Here is a 17,999-nt window from a genome sequence, read left to right as displayed (position 1 = left end):
CTGTTTCCGGAGGAGTTGCAATGCGCTTGTCGAGCCTCAAAGTCCTGCTTTCAACCGTCATGCTGATAGCGCTCGCCCCTCCCGGGGCTTTTGCCCAGGAGATGCCGATCACGCTGGGCGCAGCGCCCAGCCAGGATGCCATGACGCTGGCCGAAAACGGCGTGCCGAAGGCTGTGGAAGCGCTGCCCGATATCGTGGCGAAAATCATCGAGCGCAGCGGCGTGCCGGGCGTGGCCGTCGCGGTCGTGCATGACGGCAAGACCGTCTTCTCACAAGGCTATGGCCTGCGCGAGATCGGCAAGCCCGATCCGATCACACCGGAAACGGTGTTCCAGATAGCTTCGGTGTCCAAGCCGATTTCGGCCACCATCGCCGCCATCGAGATCACCAAGGGCAAGGCGGCGTGGACCGATCCTGTGGTGAAGTACCTGCCCGACTTCAAGCTCAGCGATCCCTATGTCGGCTCGCATGCCACGATCGGCGATTTCTTCGCGCATCATACCGGCCTGCCCCCTGCCGCCGGCGACGATCTCGAGGATCTCGGCTTCAGCCGTGACGAGATCATCGCAAGGCTGTCGCAGGTGCCGCTCGATTCATTCCGCGCCTCCTACCACTACGCGAATTTCGGCACGACCATCGCCGGCGAGGCGATAGCGGCCGCCGCCGGCAAGCCGTGGGAGACGCTGGCCGAGGAAGCGCTGTATCAGCCGCTCGGCATGGCCTCGACCAGTTCGCGCTACAAGGATTTCATGGCGCGGGACAACCGCGCCGTGCTGCATGCCTTGCAGGACGGCAAGTTCCAGCCGCTCTACCAGCGCGAACCCGACGCGCAGTCGCCGGCCGGCGGCGTGTCCTCCAATGTGCTCGATCTGGCCGAATGGTTGAAGCTTCTTCTGGCGGGCGGCTCCCACAATGGCGGGCAGTTGATCTCGGAAGATGTGCTTTTGCCGATGATGAGTCCGCAGGCCGTCAGCAGCCCCGCGCATGCGTTCGACGCGCGGACCGGCTTCTACGGCTATGGCCTCAATGTCGGCGTAACCGCGGGCGGTCATGTCAACGTCAACCACTCCGGCGCCTTTGCGCTGGGCGCGGGCACGACGATCAACGTCAATCCGGCCGCCAAGGTCGGCATCGTGGTTCTGACCAATGGCAGCCCGGTCGGCGTCGCCGAAGGCATCGCGGTGGAGTTCATGGATATCGTCCAGTTCGGCACTGCGACGCGCGACTGGTACGGCGCCTATCACAGCGTCATGGCGCATATGCTCGATCCGGAGGGCGATCTGGCCAAGGTGGAGCGGCCGGCAAATCCGGCGGCGGAGCGGCCGCTCGATGCCTATGCCGGTCGCTACGACAACAGCTATTTCGGCCCGGCGGAGATTGGCAATGGCCCCGACGGGCTGGTGATGACACTGGGTCGGCGCGGTCAGAACTTCAAGCTGCTGCCGTGGGACGGCGACACCTTCGCCATCGAGCCTTCCGGCGAAAATGCACCGAAGGGCTCGCGATCCTCGGTGACATTCGCCGCCAGCGGCGAGAAGGTCAGCGGCTTCACCATCGATTTCTACGACGCCAACGGCCTGGGAAGCTGGAGCCGCTGACGCCACCAGCGGACTTCAAGGCATAATCAAAGGGGATCACCGGCCAATCGCGATTTCGTGAACGGTGCGTCACGAAAATCGTGCGCGGGAGGCCTTTAAAAGAATTTCATAGGGTCCTATGTATCATTCATCGGACAGACGAAACCGTTTGATGTCCGAAAATTTTTAAGACTACAAAGGTAATTGCTATGAAAAAGATTCTCATTTCCGCTGCTGCTCTGGCTCTTCTCGGTGGTTCGGCTTTTGCAGCCGTTCCGGTTAGTGGTACTGTTGAGTATTACAACCCGGAAACCCGCGTCATTACATTTGAAAGCGGCCAGAGCGTGACTGTTCCACTTGACGTTGCTATTCCGGCAAACCTCCAGGCCGGTTCGCATGCTTCGGTGGATTTCAACGGCCGTGGCGACAAGGTTGACGTGGTCTTCACCCGCTAAACCTTTGCCACCGGTCCTTCTGAGGACCTGACAAAAGCCCGCTACCGGAAACGGCGGCGGGCTTTTCGTATGGGAAGGTCAGGCCGGCTTCTTCCCGATCACCAAGGCGTCGAGCAGCCGGACGCCCCTGCCTTTCGGCAGGACCGCGACCGGGTTCAGGTCGATCGCTTCCAGCACATCGTCATAGCGCAGCGCTGCATCCGACAGGGCGACCATGAGATCGGCCAACCCATCCGCATCGGCCGCCGCTGCGCCGCGATAGCCGGCCAGAAGCTGCGAAAGCTTGGTGCGATCGATCATGTCGAGCGCCAGCGGCTTGTCGATCGGCAGGAGTTCGAAGGCCGCGTCCTTGATCAGTTCGACCAGCACGCCGCCGACGCCGACGACGAGGCCAAGGCCGAACGGCTCGTGCCGGACGAGCCCGACCAATGCCTCGACCCCTCCCGTCACCATTTCCTGCACCACCACGCCGCGCAGATCCGCCTTGGGATCATAGGCACGGGCATTGGCGATGATCGTTTCGAACGCCTCGCGCGCTTCGGATTCAGAAGCGATGCCCAGGCGCACGCCGCCGGCTTCGGTCTTATGGGCGATGTCGGGCGATTCGATCTTCATCACCACCGGGAAGCCGGTTTTCTCGGCCGCCGCCGCGGCCTCGTCGGCTGTTGTCGCCAGATATTCCTGGGTGGTCGGCAATCCGTTCGCCGCCAGGAATGCCTTTGCCTCGCGTTCCGTCAGCGGTACGCCGCTGCCGATACGCTGCAGCCATGTCGGATCGGGTGCTGCCCAGGGCTTGCCTTCATCCAGCGAGGCGACTTCCACATTCATCACGGCCTTGATGGCGCGCAGCGTGGCGCGTGTGCCGTTCATGACGGTAACACCTCGGGCTGCCGCCGCCTTAACCGCCGGATGGTGGCCCGACGACAAATTGCTCATGAAAACGACAGGCGTTTCGGACTGTTTTGCGAAGTCCGCCGCCGCGCCTGCGATGCCGAGATATTCGGCCGCACCGTCCTGATCCAGGCCGGTGGGCGCGTCCTGCGCGGCCACGATCAGTCCGATCTCGGGATCGGTCGCGATGACGTCCAGCACCTGGCCATAGATAGAGGCATCGGCGAAGACGATGCCGGTTGTGTCGAGCGGGTTCTGCGGCGTCGCGAAGGGCGGCAGCAGGGTCCTAAGCGCAGCGACCGTGCCGCAGTGGAAGGGCGGCAGCGTGATGCCGGTCTCTTCGGCGATGTCGGACACATGCGCGACCCCGCCGCCGGACACGCCGAGAACGGCCAATCCCTTGCCGCGCCGGGGACGGCGCGTACCGCTGCACAGGACGGCGGTTTCGAGAAACTCATCCATGTCGCCGGCTTCAAGGACGCCGTTGCGCCGGAAGAAGGAAGTATAGGCTTCGCCGGCGCCGGCAAGCGACCCGGTATGGGCGGCGGTGGCGCGCGCGCCGCTTTCCGAGCGGCCGGCGCGCAGCACGATCACCGGCTTGCCCGCCGCATGAACCGTCTGCATGGCGTCTGCAAAGGCTTGCGGGTCGCGGATTGCCTCGAGGACGACGCCGATGGCTTTGGTCGCGTCGTCGGTGGCGAGATAATCGAGATAGTCCGGAATGTCGGTCGCCGCACTGTTGCCGGACGAGACGATATGGCTGATGCCGATCCGGCCGGTATTGCCGAGCGCAATGGCGGTCGCTCCCGAGTGCGAGACCAGCGCCAGCCCGCCCTTGAGCATTCCGGTCGACAGGCGCGAGGAGTAGAGAGCCGCACCGCTGTTGAGGTTGAACAGGCCGAGACAGTTCGGACCGCAGATCGCCATGCCGTTTCTGCGTGCGAGATCGACCAGTTCGTCCTGGCGGCGGCGGCCGGCATCGTCCAGTTCGCCAAAGCCGGAGGCCAGAACGACGGCTGCCTTGATGCCGTTGCGCGCGGCTTCCTCGAGCGCCGGCAGGACGCGTTCGGCGGAGATGCCGATGACGGCGACATCGGCGGGTTCGGCGAGATCGGAAAGCGATGTGGCGGCGGTGTAGCCGAACACGCTGCCGCCCTTGGGATTGACCGGCAGGATTTTGCCGTCGAAGCCATGCGCCATCAGATTGCGCATGACGAAGCTCGACGAGGCGTCCGGCCTTTCCGTCGCGCCGACGATGGCTACGGAGCGCGGGACCATCAGAGCCCGCATCGCGGAGGAGAACGTGTCGGAGGTCATGGAACCGTTCCTTGGTCGTTCACCGGCCTGGCTCACACCGAGCGAGACGAGAGCCGGAACCCTTTGCGGGGGGAAACGCCAACCAAAATGGAATGGCAATTTACCCCCACCCCTATCCCCTCCCCACAAGGGGGAGGGGAACTGCCAGCGCTTGCCCTTTGCTGGTTTTGAAGTTCGAGCGCGCCTTGAAGAGTGTTCCCGCCCGAAAAAGGGGGAGGTGAGGTTGTAGCTGCGGCAAACGCCTTAGAACCGATGAATCCGCAGTCCCAGGACCTTTTCCGAGATGATCACCACCGTCAGCGTCAGCACGATCGACACCGTCGAGACGGCGGCGGCTTCGGGCGTGAAGTTGGTGCGGAGGTAGTCGAACAGCTGGATCGGCAGGGTGGAGGTGCCGACCCCCTTCAGCATGAACGAGATGGTGAAGATGTCGAAGGAGATGATGAAGGCGAACAGGCAGCCGCCTATGACGCCCGACTTGATCATCGGCAGCATGATGCGGCGGAACCGCACCAGCTTCGGCGCGCCCAGGCTGCGCGCGGCCATGTCCCAGGACGGGTCGAAGCTTTCCAGCGAGGCCGACACGTTGATGAAGACGAAAGGCAGCGTGATCAGGACGTGGCCGATGATCATGCCGACCATGTTCTGCGTGCCGATGCCGATGGCATAGACGAAGAACAAGAGCGAGATCGCCGTCAGCACCTCCGGCAACAAAAGCGGCGCGAGCATGGCGATGCGCACCACGTCCTTGCTGCGGCGCGCATGCAGGACATGGAACAGTGCCGCCATGGTGCCGATGACGCCCGAGATGATCATCGTCACGAACGCCACCCACAAAGAGGTGCGGATCGCCCGCATGAACACCTCGTTGTTGAAGAAGGTGACGTACCAGCGGAACGACAGGCCCTGCGGCGGGAAGGTGAGGAAGGCGCCCGCATTGAAGGACGCTCCCACCACGACCAGGATCGGCGCGAGCAGGAAGGCATAGATGAGAAGGCAATAGCCGGTGAGAAACGGTCTCGACATGTCAGGCCACCTTCCATTTCATGCGCGTCATGCGGCCGAAAATGACCACGATGATCGCCCCGGTCACCGACAGCATCAGCGCGAGCGCGGAGCCGAACGGCCACTGGAAGGTATCGATCAGCGCATCGACCACCGTTACCGCCATGGTCTTGACCTTCAGCCCGCCGATCAGCGAGGGCGTGACATAGGCGCTGAGCGACAGCACGAAGACCAGGATGCAGCCGGCCTGGATGCCCGGCATGGACAAGGGCAGGACGATGCGGCGGAAGGCCGTGGCGCGCGACGCGCCGAGCGAGCGTGCAGCGGCTTCGAGCGATGGGTCGATGCCCTGGATGCCGTTCATGATCGGCAGGATCATGAACGGAAGGAAGACATGCACCAGCGCGATGATGATGCCGAGCGCATTGTACATCAGCGGCAGCGGCGCATCGATCAGGCCCATATTGGTCAGCGTGCGGTTGATGAGGCCGTTATTGCCGAGAAGGATGGTCCAGCCATAGCTGCGGATGACGATGCCGACCAGAAGCGGCGACAGGACGAGGCCATAGGCCAGGCCGCGGAACCGCATGTTCGGCCGGGTCAACTGCCAGGCAACGGGAAAGCCGATCACCAGGCAGATCGCGGTGGTCAGGAAGCCGATCCACAGCGTGTTGACGACCTGCCAGATATAGAAGCTGTCGGCAAAGAAGCGGGCGTAGTTGACGAGGGTGAAGCCCTCGCCATAAGGCGTGCCCTGGCCGGGAACACGGAAGCTCATCACGCCGATGTTGAGATAAGGCAGCACGAGAAAAATGGCCAGCAGAAGTCCTGCCGGCGCTATCAGCAGATAGGGGCCGATGCCCTTGGTCTTGCCTGGACTCATTGCGCCACCCCGACCAGCCAGAAGCGCTCCGCCGGCGCGTGCAAGGCAACGCGATCGCCTTCCGCGAAGCGGTTGACTGGAAAGGTCTGCGCATGCAGTTCGTCGCCATTGTCCAGCTTCAACCGGTAGTCCATCAGCGCGCCGGAATAGTAGCTTGCCAGAACGGTCGCTGCAGGCTGGCCTGCGGTAGCCATGGACAGTTCGATGGCCTCGGGGCGCAGCGCAAGCGACACCATATTGCCCGGCTTGACCGAAATCTTGGTCGGCAGGATGAAGTTTCCGAGCGGCGACGTGACGGTCGCGGTGCCCTCGCCGACGGACTCGACCTTGGCCTCGACGAGGTTCACCTGGCCGACGAATTCAGCGACCTCATGGTTTTCGGGGCGCTCATAGATGTCGGTGGGCGAACCGATCTGGGCGATGCGACCGCCGAACATGACGACGACGCGGTCCGACATGGTCATCGCCTCGGCCTGGTCGTGCGTGACATAGACCGTTGTGATGCCGACGCGGCGCTGCAGGTCGCGGATGAAGACGCGCATTTCCTCGCGCAGCTTGGCATCGAGATTGGCGAGCGGCTCGTCGAGCAGCAGGATCTTCGGCTCGATCACGAGCGCGCGGGCAAGGGCGACGCGCTGCTGCTGGCCGCCGGAAAGCTGGCGTGGATAACGTGCCTCGTAGCCCTTGAGCTGGACCATATCCAGCACCTTGGCGATGCGCTCGCGCATCTGCGGCTTCGGCACCTTGCGCATCTCCAGCCCGAAGGCGAGATTCTGCTCGACGGTCATGTGCGGAAACAGCGCGTAATTCTGAAACACCATGCCGATGTCGCGCTTTTCGGCGGGGGTGTTGACCACGTCCTGCCCGTCGAAGCGGATCGCACCCTCGGTGACGTCCTCGAAGCCGGCGATCATCTTCAACGTGGTGGTCTTGCCGCAACCCGAAGGCCCGAGCAGCGAGATGAACTCGCCTTCGGCGATCTTCATAGAGATGGCATTCACGGCGCGCGCGTTGCCATAGCTCTTGGTCAGCTTTTCGATGCTAACCTCGGTCATATATCTAATCCCTTGCTGGCGCAAAAATGCAAAGCCGCGCGCATACTCTCGTATGGGCGCGGCGCTGCTGTGCTTGCTACTTGACGGTCTTCGCCCAGGTCTCGGCGAACGCGGCCTGGTTCTGATTCATGAAGTCCCAGTCCCAGCTCAGGATCTTATCCATTTCAGGGCCGGAGATCGGCACGTCGGCCTTGAGATCGTCGGGCACCACGACCTTGGAATTGGTCGGCGAGATGAAGAACTCCTTCATCAGCAGCGCCTGGGTCTCGGGGGCCAGGAGGAAGTTCGCATATTCGTAGGCGAGTTCCTTTTCCGGCGCATTGGCGAGGATGTTGATCGTCTGGTCGAACATCAGCAGGCCTTCTTCCGGCACGATGACATCGATCGGCAGGCCCTGCTTGCGCAGGCGGGCGACTTCGCCGAAGTCGAACGGTGCGATGACGAACTCGCCCGAGGCAATGCCCGTGGACAGGTTGAAATCGGCCTGGATGACCGAGCCCAGCTCACCGAGCGCCTTGAAGCCGGCTTCGGTGTCATACATGTCCTTGCCGAAGATCTTGGAGAACAGCATCAGCTGCATCTTGCCGGCGCTGTTGGAGAAGCTGTAGAGGCCGATCTTTCCCTTGAACTCAGGGTTGGTCCAAAGATCCTTCCAGGCCTTGGGCGGGGTTTTCACCAGATCGGTGCGGTAGGCGAGCCCGATCGGCGAGACCATGGCGATGGCGCCCCAGCCGTCGGTCTTCTTGGCCAGCGGATAGAGATCGTTGTAGTTCGACACCTTGCTCAGGTCGAGCTTCTCGAAGAAGCCTTCCTTGCGCAGGCTCGACGCGAAGACCTCATTGGTCATCACGACCGAGTAAGGCGGGTTGGCAACGCCGGCGGCGCGCATATTGGCGCCCCAGACACGGCCGTTGCCGACGTCGAGCGTGACATTGGCGCCGCTGGCCTTGGTGAATTCCGGCGCCAGCGTGTTGCGCCAGAACTGTTCCCAAACGCCGCCCAGCGTCGGCACGATCAGGGTCTTGTTCTGTGCGAGGGCCGCGGGAAGCCCGAACATCGTACCGGCGGAAAGTGCCGCCATGCCGGCAAGTGCCTGTCTTCTAGTCAAATTCATCGTAAAGTTCCCCTTTCTGACATCCAATCTGCGTCCGTTCGGTCTCTGGCCGAACGGCTCTGGTGATCTCTTGCGAAGGACGGCGGTTCCCGTCTCTGTCCTTCCGTGCTCGATCGTGGCCCTCATACAGGACCACGGTCTCAGGCCTCCTTTACTTGCTGAAGGCCTGCTTGGTCTTGAGCGCGATATACTCGCCATAGGTGATGGGCTCGTATTTCGCAGGCGTGCCTTCGGCGCAGAACGGCTCCAGGCACGTGATGACGGTGTCCTTGCTCGGATTGAGGAAGAACGGGATCGACTGGCGACGCGAACTGCCTTTCTTGTCGCTGGGCGGATTGGCGACACGGTGCGGCGTCGACACCCATTCGTCGTTGGTCCAGCGCATGAAGGCATCGCCGATGTTGACGACGTAGGCGCCGTCGATCGAAGGCGCGTCAAGCCATTGGCCGTCCCGGGTCTGCACCTGCAGACCGCCCGAGGAGGCTTCCGAACGCAGGATGGTCATGAAGCCGTAGTCGGTGTGGACGCCGGCGCGCAGCTGGCCCGGCAGCGGGTCTTCGTCCTGCTCGGGGTAGTTGATGACGCGCAGTGCCGACATATGACCGTCGAAGGACGCCTCGAAATAATCCTGGTCGAGCCCGATCGCCTTGCAGAAGACGCGACGCAGGTGCTTTGCCAGCGTCTCCATCTCGACGAAATAGTCGCGGAACGCCTGCTCGATGCCCTCCGGCTGGTCCGGCCAGCTATCGCCCGGCAGGCGGACACCGAAATTCAGGCTTTCCTTGTAGTCGCCGGGGGTCTTGATCCCCAGCGTCGCACTCAGCGCCTCGTCGGCGATGGGCGAGAATGCCACGCCGCCGACGACATCGGTGCCACGCCCTTGCTGGGTCTTCCAATCCTGCGGCAGGTCGAAGAAGGCGCGCGCCAGATTGTAGAGGCGCATCGTCTTTTCCGGCGACACGCCATGACCGGTAACGAGGAAGAAGCCGGTATCGCGGCAGGCGGTCTCGATTGCCGAGACGACCGCGGCCGCACCCGCTTCATTGCGGATGAAGGGGCCGACATCGATGACCGGGATGGTCGGCGCCGATGTTCCTGGCTGGGTGGCTGAACTGTTATGCATTGTCACAACACCTTCTCGTGTAAGGAGATTTGAGGAGAAAGCCGTGAGCGAAAGCGTGCGAATGCTGCCGGAAAATCCGGCCTTACTGGCAGTTGGGGTTTCCCAATACGCATGCACACGCCTTGTCTTTTACGCACCTGCTGCTGCAGGCCGGTAGCATCGTAAAAGAGCACGCTATCTGCATAAACTGTTGTTGACAAGAACATCTGTTGTTGAACATATCAAAAAAATATACGACCGAATTTCAGCAAAGTGACAGGCCATGGACGATCTGGGTACGCAGGAACAGGCGGTCCTCGAAATTATTGCCGACAACCCGTTTGCCGGTCAGCAGGAAGTCGCTGACATGCTGGGATTGGCCCGCTCCACGGTCGCCGCCCATATCGTGAGCCTGACCAAGAAGGGCTATATCCTCGGCCGCGGCTACGTCCTTCCCACAGCCAAGCGCATCGTCTGCATCGGCGGCGCCGTGCTCGACCGCAAATATCATGCGCGCAAGGAATTCATCTTCGAGACCTCAAACCCGGTCGACGGCTACCGCAGCTTCGGCGGCGTGGCCCGCAACGTGGCGGAAAATCTGGCCCGGCTCGGCGTCGCGACGACCTTTGCCTCCGTCGTCGGCGACGATGAGACCGGCCGCGCGCTGGTGCGCCATCTGCGCGACCTCGGCGTCGAAGTCAGCCAGGTTCTGATCACCTCGGAACGGCCCACCGCCGAATATGCCGCGATCCTTGGACCCGACAACAATCTCGTGCTCGGCATCGCCGACATGGACATTTTCGAGCAGTTCGGCCCAACCCATATCGACCGCATCTGGCCGCATCTGGCCGCTGCCTCCTGGGTTTTCGCGGACTGCAACCTGCCTGCGGCGACGCTGGCGGCACTCGTCTCCAAAAAGCAGGGCAGCCGTTTCAAGCTCGCCATCGATACGGTGTCTTCGCCCAAGGCGATGCGCCTGCCGCAGGATCTTTCCGGCGTCGACCTGCTTTTCCTCAACAATGACGAGGCCAACACCATTCTCGGCCGCACCGATCCGGCGGATTATTTCCGCCCCAAGGAAGCGGCAATGCGGCTGCGCGCGCGCGGTGCAGGCGAGGTGGTCGTCACCATGGGCGCGCTGGGCATTTCGGTCGCCACCGAAAAAGGCGTGACGCAGGTGACCTCGGTGCCGGCGCGGCCCGTCGACGTGACCGGCGCGGGCGATGCGATGATCGCCGGCACGCTCTACCGGATTCTCGCAGGAGAAGACACCATCACCGCCGCAAGGACGGGCGCGCTGGCCGCGACGCTGGCCACAGAAAGCGATTCGAGCGTCCATCCGGACCTCTCCGCCCGCTTCCTTGCATCCAACATGCACCGCATTCCCGCCTGACAGGAAAGGCCTGATCCACATGGCTCCCATCACCATCCGTTACGGCCGCGACGTGGCCGCCGCGCGCGCCGCTTCCGGCCCCATCGTGGCACTTGAATCGACCATCATCACCCATGGCATGCCTTATCCGGCCAATCTCGAGACCGCTCGCGCGGTCGAGCAGGTGGTGCGCGACAATGGAGCGACACCGGCGACCATCGCCGTCATCAAGGGCGAGGTATTCGTCGGCCTCGACGACGAGCAGCTCGAAGCGCTGGCCCAGTCCAAGCAGGTCGTGAAGGCGTCCGGCCGCGACCTCGCAGCCGTCATGGTGCGCAAGGGCGATGGCGGCACCACCGTGTCGGCCACCATGCGCATCGCAGCGCTGGCCGGCATCGACATCTTCGCCACCGGCGGCGTCGGCGGCGTGCATCGCGGCGCCGAGCAGACCTTCGACATCTCCGCCGACCTGACCGAACTTGGCCAGACCGAGACAACTGTTGTTTGCGCCGGCGTCAAGTCGATCCTCGATATCCCCAAGACGCTGGAATATGTCGAGACCCAGCGCGTGCCCGTCATCGCCTATGGCAGCGACGATTTTCCCGCCTTCTACACCCGATCCAGCGGGCTGAAGGCCGACCACAGGCTCGACACGCCGGAAGAGATCGCGGAAGCGATGATCCTTCATGCTCAGCTTGGTTCGGGCACCGGCATCCTCATCGCCAACCCTATCCCCGAAGCCGACGCGCTCGACACCGCCTTCATCGACAAGACCATTGCCGAAGCTGTGGCGGAAGCCGAGAAGAAGGGCGTCGCCCGCAAGGAGGTCACGCCTTTCCTTCTGGACCGCATCAACCAGCTTTCCGAAGGCAAGAGCCTGAAGGCCAACATCGCGCTGGTGAAGAACAACGCGGCACTCGCCGCCAGGATGGCCGTCGCGCACAGCGCGCTGAAGACGCAGCAGAAATAATCAAGGGAACGGCGCCGTCTCCGGGCAGCGCGACACTGAAAGGAAGACAGGCATGAGCCAGACCGCGTCCTATGAGACGATCCTTTACGCCAAGGACGGCCAGGACAAGTTCGCGACGATCACCATCAACCGTCCCGACAAGCTGAACGCGATGAACAAGACGACGATCCGCGAGATCGACGCCGCCGTCGCCGCAGCGGTCGCCGACCCTGATGTCAACGCACTGGTCATCACTGGTGCCGGCCGCGCCTTTTCCTCGGGTTACGACCTGCAGGGCGGCGATTTCGACGTCGACATCGACTTCTGGCGCGAAGACATGAGCGAGAATGCCGAAGCGCTGCTCAACATCTGGAAAGCGCCGATCCCGGTCATCGCCTCGATCAACGGCTATGCGCTCGCCGGCGCGCTCGAACTGATGATGTGCTGCGACCTCGCCATCTCCGCCGACAACGCAAAATTCGGCGAGCCGGAAGTGCGTCACAATTCCGGACCGCCCGCGCTGATGATGCCGTGGCTGCTCGCCACCCGCGACGTGCGCTGGCTGATGTATACCGGCGACCTGGTCGATGCCGAGGAAGCGCTGCGCATGCACCTGATCAACAAGATCGTGCCGGCCGCCGAACTCAAGGACGCCACCGAAAAGCTCGCCCGCAAGCTGGCGCGCATGCCCGTTCCGGCGCTCAAATACACCAAGGCCTCGATCAACAACCAGCAGGTCGTGGCCGGCCTCCTGCCCTCGTTCCAGTATAATATCGAGGCGATTGCCGCGCTGCACGTTACCAAGCAGGGCCGCGAATGGATGGCCAACCTCGCCAAGATGGGCTTGAAGGAATATCTCGATTTCCGCGATTCCCCCTTCAAGGGCCTGGATATCTGAGCGCGACAGCGCCGTCGTTTCAAACTCGGACGAGTTGAAGCGGATCGATACCTCCACCCCTGTCCTCTCCAACTGAACAGGGGTAGGGGGAGCGGTTTCTTGCGCGCCCCGTCGTCGACTGCCAGCTTCTGACTCATTGCCGCAAAATGCGACGAGGGCGTCTCCCTCCCTTGTGGGAAGGGATAAAGGGGGGCAGCCTGGAAATGGGATGCGCAACCGCAGTTCTTTAGCACCGAAAAGGCTTAGCCCATGCCGGCCACCGAAACCCGCAAAATCGTGATCGACACAGATCCCGGCATCGACGACGCGGTGGCGATCCTTCTGGCGCTGAAGTCGGTTGAGTTCGACATTCTCGGCATCACCACGGTGGCCGGCAATATCGGCATACAGACCACCACCCGCAATGCCGGGCGCATCCTGGCGCTGCAAGACCGCCATGTGCCGGTGATAGCAGGCGCCGCCGTACCCCTGTCGCGTCCGGGCCGGAATGCATCCTATGTTCACGGCAATGACGGCCTCGGCGGCGTCGCATTTCCGGCGCCGCTCGCAGCGCCTGCCGGAGACGATGCCGTTGCCTGGCTGGCAGAGACGCTCGAGTCAGCGGAAGCCGGCAGCGTCGATATCCTGGCGTTGGGCCCGCTGACCAATGTCGCCCGCTTGGTGCAGGAGCATCCCGCTTCAGCCAGACGTCTGGGCCGCGTCATCGCCATGGGCGGCGCGATCCACGAGCCCGGCAATGTCGGCCCGCGCGCCGAGTTCAACATCGCCGCCGACCCCGAGGCCGCGGAAGTCGTGTTCCGGTCCGGGCTCGATGTCACGCTGGTCCCGCTCGACGTCACCCGCAAGGTCCGCGCCACCCATGCTCAGGCAGCCGAACTGAGGAGCAGCGGCGTTGCGGCCGCGAAGGTTTCGGGCGAACTGATCGACGCCTATTTCCAAAGCACCGGCGGCGGCGAAAGCCGCCCGCTGCACGACCCCTGCGTGATGCTTCTGGTGCTCGATGCCACGCTGTTTACCTGCGAACTGCTCAAGATTTCAGTCGACCGGACGATGACCGGCGATGCCGGGTCGCTCGACATCGACGCCTCGGGCGGCGCCATTTCGGTAGCGATGAAAGTCGATGGCGATAGGGCGCTGAAGCTGCTCTTCGACCGGCTGCTCGGCTAGCAGGTCATCTTACTGCCGAACTCACCGTGCCTGGCCACGTGGCCTCCCCGTGACGATTTGGCCACGGGCTAAAAAGGTTGCTGCAGCGACCGCCTTCACGACAGGCGACATGACATGCTGATCTCATGAATGAAATGGCGCACCCGAAGAGATTCGAACTCCTGACCCCCAGATTCGTAGTCTGGTGCTCTATCCAGCTGAGCTACGGGTGCGCATGAGGCGTGGGGAAAACCCCGCCTGCCGCAGCCAGCCTGTCGGCCAACCGCGATGGCTGCTTCCTAAAGACTGATTCCGCGAAAAGCAAGATGCTCCGGCAAACTTTTCATCGAGATCACCAAGCAGGCGGAGAAGGCGACGCTCTTCCAGGCGCGCCAGGTGAAGCTTGCCGGCCGCACTCGCGCTAGCGCGGTTGCCGGGAACGGAGAAGGGCCGGCGGAACGCTTCCTTCGAAAGGATTTGGTAGCCGGATTTCGGTCTTGGCGTTTGAGACTGTGGAGAAACGGCGTCTTCCCGGAAGCAGCCAGAGCAACTGCCGGGGCTCTGTCTTCGAACTTGACGCGTCGGAGTTGTGAATTCGCCCGAAGTGCTCGTTGCGGTGGCTTTAGCCCCGTTGTTACGCTGGGCGCTTGACGCCGCGCGTGCGCTCCAGCCGGACGGGCTGGTCGGGAATGGTAAGGGAAAAGACGGTACGGCCGCCGATGCTTTCCACAAGCTCCAGCGCGCCGCCATGCGCGCGGACCAGTTCGTGGGCGATTGCAAGGCCAAGGCCCGTGCCGCCGCTGCGGGCCGAGCCGCGGAAGGCGGCGAACAGGTTTTCACGCGCCTTCTGGGGCAGGCCCGGGCCGGTATCGGTGATCAGGATGCGGCTGACGCTGCCATGCCGCTCGCTGGAGATGGTGAGCCGCTTGACGACGGCGACCTCGGCTTCCGCCGCCATCGCCTGGATGGCGTTGCGGCTGAGATTGGTCAGGACGCGAAACAACTGATCCGGATCGGCGTCGATCTCGAAGGTCGTGTCCACCGAATTGATGAACTCGACCCCGGCGGAAGGCTCCGGGCCGAGCAGGCCGTGCACTTCGTCGACCAGTTGTCGCAGCCTGAGCTTGCGGCGGGCCGGGGGAAGCTCTTGGGCGCGGCCATAGGCCAGAACGTTTTCGGAATAGGACACGGCTCGGTCCAAGGTGCGCAGAAGCTTTGGCGCGAAAGCCTGGACGGAAGGATCCTTCACCTGCAGCAGCCGGTCCGACATCAATTGCGCGGAAGCGAGAATGTTGCGCATGTCATGGTTGATCTTCGACACGGCGAGGCCGAGATCGGCGAGGTGTTTCTGCTCGCCCAGCATGCGCTGCAGATTGACCTGCATGGACGACAATTCGCGCTCCGCCACGCCGATCTCGTCGCCGCGCCCATCATGTTCGATGATGGCGGAGGGATCGTCCGGCGTCCGCGAGAAGGCGAGCATTGAACGGGTCATCGAGCGGATCGGCCGGATCATGATGCGGTCGATGGCGACATAGACGAGTGCTGCCGTCACCAGCGAGATCAGCAGCGCCACCAGCGCGATAACGGCGGAATAGCCCAGCATCGCCTTGCGCAGCTGATAGTCTGGAAAGACCAGCTCGAACTCCTTGTCGCTGTCGCCGACATGGCCGTAGATGCGCAGCATATCCTTGCCGCCGAAGACCAGCGTGTACAGCGCGTCGGTGGCCGAGCCGAGAATGGGCGTGTCGTCGAGATCGATGTGCTGGTCGACCTGCGGCGGCATTTCGGCTGCCAACAGCAGCCGTGAGACACCGCCGTCGCGCACCGCGATGGCCTTGGCGCTGATCGATTTCAGCACCTCGTTCTGGGCATCCCGCGACAGGCTGGCCGGATCGCCCTGGATCAGCACCAGCCCAACGCTGGCCGCGGTCGACAGCCGCTCATCCAGCCAGCGCACGCGGAAGGTCGAAATAGCCGGAACGAAAATGACGATTTCGGCCAGCAGAACGAAGACGATGGTCAGAAGCAGCACCTTGGCCGACAGGCCGCGCCCCAGCGGAATGGGCTGGTCTACATTCGCAGCACTGTCTGGGGAAACCTCGTTTGTCATGCCGACTTTCTATCAGTCCGGAGCGCGCCGCCAACCACTTTATACGCCTGTCTGATGCGAGCGGTTCACGCAGCGGCACCAGCAAACAGGATACCGAATCCTACTCGCCAACGCCTTCCTGCGCGATTGCAAACAATTGTGGCGTTCTCGCGGAAGGCTGTCGATCAAGATGTCTTTGGCGCCGCCACGCCCATGCGGATTGCGCTTGGCGCGCTTGCGAACTATTCCTGTGCGCGGATCAACCGGAAGAGGCCGATGCTGCGTTTCCTGTTTCGTCTTCTTGCAACCGTCGCTCTGTCGGTGGCGACCATCATGGCAGTGCTCGACGCGACGCGCAGCGTGGCGAGCTCCCGTCTGGTCCTCACGCCGCTCGCCGCGAGCTGGGAAGCCGTCGCCCCGGACTCCTTTGCCGCGACGGGCGCTTTCATCCGCGACAAGGCGCCCGACATGCTGTGGGATCCCGTAGCACTATGGCTGCTGGCCTTGCCGGGCTTCGTCGTTTTTCTCGCGCTCGCCTTCCTGTTGTACGCCATCGGATACAACAGGAAGCGTCGGCGCATCGGTTTCGTCACCGAAAACTGACCGGCGTGCTTTCCTGACGCAACGTCACCTCCAGACAGCCGAAACGCTCGGCTTTGCAAGGCTTTTGCGCTTTTCAATGTTTACCAACAGGACAAGATTCCGCGTGAATTTTGTTTTGGGCCATGCAAGATTGCCGCATGAGCGGGACGCAAGTTCCTGCCATGCGCTTCCGGGCGCAAGGAAAGACAACCTACAGGGTGTGGATCATATGAAGAAAATCATTCTTGGCCTGGTGGCCGCCACCGCGATGTGCGCTCCGGCTTTCGCGCAGGAAGTGCAGCCGGCGCTGCTGTACGATCTGGGCGGCAAGTTCGACAAATCGTTCAACGAGGCTGCCTATAACGGCGCCGAGAAGTTCAAGACCGAGACCGGCATCGAATATGTCGAGTTCGAAGTGTCCAACGCCTCGCAGCGCGAACAGGCGCTTCGCCGCTTTGCCGAGGATGGCCGCAACCCGATCGTCATGGCTGGCTTTTCCTGGGCAGAATCGCTTTCAAAAGTGGCTGATGACTATCCCGACCTGAAATTCGAAATCATCGATATGGTCGTCGAAAAGCCGAACGTGCGTTCGGTGGTGTTCAAGGAACAGGAAGGGTCTTATCTCGTCGGCGTGCTCGCCGCGCAGGCATCCACTTCCAAGAAGGTCGGCTTCATCGGTGGCATGGACATTCCGCTGATTCGCCGCTTCGGCTGCGGTTATGTCGGCGGCGCCAAGGCCGCGGGTGCGACCGACGTGATCGAGAACATGACCGGCGACACCCCGGCTGCGTGGAACGATCCGACCAAGGGTGGCGAGATCGCCAAGACTCAGATGGACCAGGGCGCGGATGTCATCTACGCGGCTGCCGGCGGCACCGGCGTCGGCGTGCTGCAGGCGGCTGCGGACGCCGGCAAGTTCGGCATCGGCGTCGATTCCAACCAGAACGGCCTGCATCCCGGCAAGGTTCTGACCTCGATGGTCAAGCGCGTCGACAGCGCGGTCTATGACGCCTTCATGGATGCCAAGAACGGCAAGTTCGAAGGCGGCATCCAGAATCTCGGCCTCAAGGAAGGCGGCGTCGACTATGCCGTCGACGACAACAACAAGGCGCTGATCACCGACGCGATGAAGACCGCGGTGGAAAAGGCCAAGGCCGACATTATCGCCGGCACGGTCACGGTCCACGACTATATGTCGGACGACAAGTGCCCTTATTGATCGGCTAGAAGCGTTGCTGGGGCCGCCGGGAAACCGGCGGCTTTTGCTTTCAGTGGCCGTCCTACCAGTGCGGCGGCTTGGTAATCGGCACGTCGGGAGCCGCCTGTTCCTCGACCGCCAGAAAGCGCTCCGTCAGCGCGTCGAGCTTCTTTTGCATGCGCTCGATGACGGTCCATTGCCGGGCGATCTCGTCGGAGAGCTCTTCAATCGTTTTTTCGTGCTCGGCCGCCCTGATCTCGAGCGTGGTGAACCTGTCGGTGTCGCTGGTCATGGGCGTCCTTTCGGCGGGCGGTAGTGCGGTGTCGGGGTGACGGAACGGCAGCCGCGCTTGCGATTGGCAGT

The 17,999-nt window shown here is 62.8% G+C and carries 16 protein-coding genes and 1 tRNA gene; 8 read left to right on the top strand and 9 right to left on the bottom strand.

Features of this window, described 5'->3' with window-relative positions:
* Window positions 1-20: 20 nt before the first annotated feature.
* Together ICI42_RS02125 and ICI42_RS02120 are read left to right on the top strand one after the other, a co-directional pair.
* Entirely contained in the window at window positions 21-1,598 is a 1,578-nt protein-coding gene (locus ICI42_RS02125) for a serine hydrolase (RefSeq protein WP_188162886.1), read from the top strand.
* A gap of 188 nt (window positions 1,599-1,786) precedes the next feature.
* Window positions 1,787-2,032, top strand: coding sequence for a hypothetical protein (locus ICI42_RS02120; RefSeq protein ID WP_188162885.1), 246 nt, complete (start codon window positions 1,787-1,789; stop codon window positions 2,030-2,032).
* Between the two features lie 78 nt (window positions 2,033-2,110).
* On the opposite strand, the gene ICI42_RS02115 is transcribed toward ICI42_RS02120, so the two are convergent.
* From ICI42_RS02115 to ICI42_RS02090, 6 genes are all read right to left on the bottom strand, one after another.
* Window positions 2,111-4,240 (bottom strand): acetate--CoA ligase family protein, encoded by a 2,130-nt coding sequence (locus ICI42_RS02115; protein ID WP_188162884.1) that lies wholly within the window; start codon window positions 4,238-4,240, stop codon window positions 2,111-2,113.
* 243 nt (window positions 4,241-4,483) lie between these two features.
* Window positions 4,484-5,266 carry an ABC transporter permease gene (locus tag ICI42_RS02110; RefSeq protein ID WP_188162883.1) on the bottom strand — a complete coding sequence of 261 codons (783 nt, stop codon included), beginning with the start codon at window positions 5,264-5,266 and terminating at the stop codon, window positions 4,484-4,486.
* Between the two features lies 1 nt (window position 5,267).
* On the bottom strand, window positions 5,268-6,128 hold the full coding sequence (locus ICI42_RS02105; protein ID WP_188162882.1) for an ABC transporter permease: 861 nt from the start codon (window positions 6,126-6,128) through the stop codon (window positions 5,268-5,270).
* Entirely contained in the window at window positions 6,125-7,183 is a 1,059-nt protein-coding gene (locus ICI42_RS02100) for an ABC transporter ATP-binding protein (protein ID WP_188162881.1), read from the bottom strand. The genes ICI42_RS02105 and ICI42_RS02100 overlap by 4 nt, the downstream gene beginning before the upstream one ends.
* Before the next feature lie 76 nt (window positions 7,184-7,259).
* Window positions 7,260-8,297, bottom strand: a complete 1,038-nt coding sequence (locus ICI42_RS02095; protein WP_188162880.1) for an ABC transporter substrate-binding protein — start codon at window positions 8,295-8,297, stop codon at window positions 7,260-7,262.
* Between the two features lie 151 nt (window positions 8,298-8,448).
* Window positions 8,449-9,420: an isopenicillin N synthase family dioxygenase gene (locus ICI42_RS02090; RefSeq protein ID WP_188162879.1), complete on the bottom strand. Its 972-nt coding sequence runs from the start codon at window positions 9,418-9,420 to the stop codon at window positions 8,449-8,451.
* Between the two features lie 262 nt (window positions 9,421-9,682).
* On the opposite strand from ICI42_RS02090, the gene ICI42_RS02085 reads away from it, so the two are divergent.
* The 4 genes from ICI42_RS02085 to ICI42_RS02070 all read left to right on the top strand — a co-directional run bounded on the left by ICI42_RS02085 (window position 9,683) and on the right by ICI42_RS02070 (window position 13,785).
* Complete coding sequence (locus ICI42_RS02085) at window positions 9,683-10,792, top strand: carbohydrate kinase (RefSeq protein ID WP_188162878.1); 1,110 nt, start codon at window positions 9,683-9,685, stop codon at window positions 10,790-10,792.
* A 19-nt stretch (window positions 10,793-10,811) separates the two neighbouring features.
* Window positions 10,812-11,741, top strand: a complete 930-nt coding sequence (locus ICI42_RS02080; RefSeq protein WP_188162877.1) for a pseudouridine-5'-phosphate glycosidase — start codon at window positions 10,812-10,814, stop codon at window positions 11,739-11,741.
* A gap of 52 nt (window positions 11,742-11,793) precedes the next feature.
* A complete protein-coding gene (locus ICI42_RS02075) occupies window positions 11,794-12,618 on the top strand; it encodes an enoyl-CoA hydratase/isomerase family protein (protein WP_188162876.1) in 825 nt (274 codons plus the stop codon).
* 249 nt (window positions 12,619-12,867) lie between these two features.
* The gene (locus ICI42_RS02070) at window positions 12,868-13,785 is read left to right on the top strand and encodes a nucleoside hydrolase (RefSeq protein WP_188162875.1); all 918 of its coding nucleotides are present in this window, start codon (window positions 12,868-12,870) and stop codon (window positions 13,783-13,785) included.
* A 135-nt stretch (window positions 13,786-13,920) separates the two neighbouring features.
* On the opposite strand, the gene ICI42_RS02065 is transcribed toward ICI42_RS02070, so the two are convergent.
* Window positions 13,921-13,997 (bottom strand) — tRNA-Arg (locus ICI42_RS02065).
* 401 nt (window positions 13,998-14,398) lie between these two features.
* On the bottom strand, window positions 14,399-15,877 hold the full coding sequence (locus ICI42_RS02060; RefSeq protein ID WP_188162874.1) for a sensor histidine kinase: 1,479 nt from the start codon (window positions 15,875-15,877) through the stop codon (window positions 14,399-14,401).
* 255 nt (window positions 15,878-16,132) lie between these two features.
* On the opposite strand from ICI42_RS02060, the gene ICI42_RS02055 reads away from it, so the two are divergent.
* Window positions 16,133-16,459, top strand: coding sequence for a hypothetical protein (locus ICI42_RS02055; protein ID WP_188162873.1), 327 nt, complete (start codon window positions 16,133-16,135; stop codon window positions 16,457-16,459).
* Window positions 16,460-16,667: 208 nt separating this feature from the next.
* Entirely contained in the window at window positions 16,668-17,657 is a 990-nt protein-coding gene (locus ICI42_RS02050) for a BMP family lipoprotein (protein WP_188162872.1), read from the top strand.
* Window positions 17,658-17,718: 61 nt separating this feature from the next.
* On the opposite strand, the gene ICI42_RS02045 is transcribed toward ICI42_RS02050, so the two are convergent.
* Window positions 17,719-17,928, bottom strand: coding sequence for a SlyX family protein (locus tag ICI42_RS02045; RefSeq protein WP_188162871.1), 210 nt, complete (start codon window positions 17,926-17,928; stop codon window positions 17,719-17,721).
* Between the last annotated feature and the right edge of the window lie 71 nt (window positions 17,929-17,999).

Origin of the sequence: Oryzicola mucosus (assembly GCF_014534685.1) — a bacterium.
In the GTDB taxonomy this organism is placed as follows: domain Bacteria; phylum Pseudomonadota; class Alphaproteobacteria; order Rhizobiales; family Rhizobiaceae; genus Oryzicola; species Oryzicola mucosus.
The sequence above is the reverse complement of the archived record's forward strand: the minus strand, read 5'-3'. Positions and strand labels throughout refer to the sequence as shown.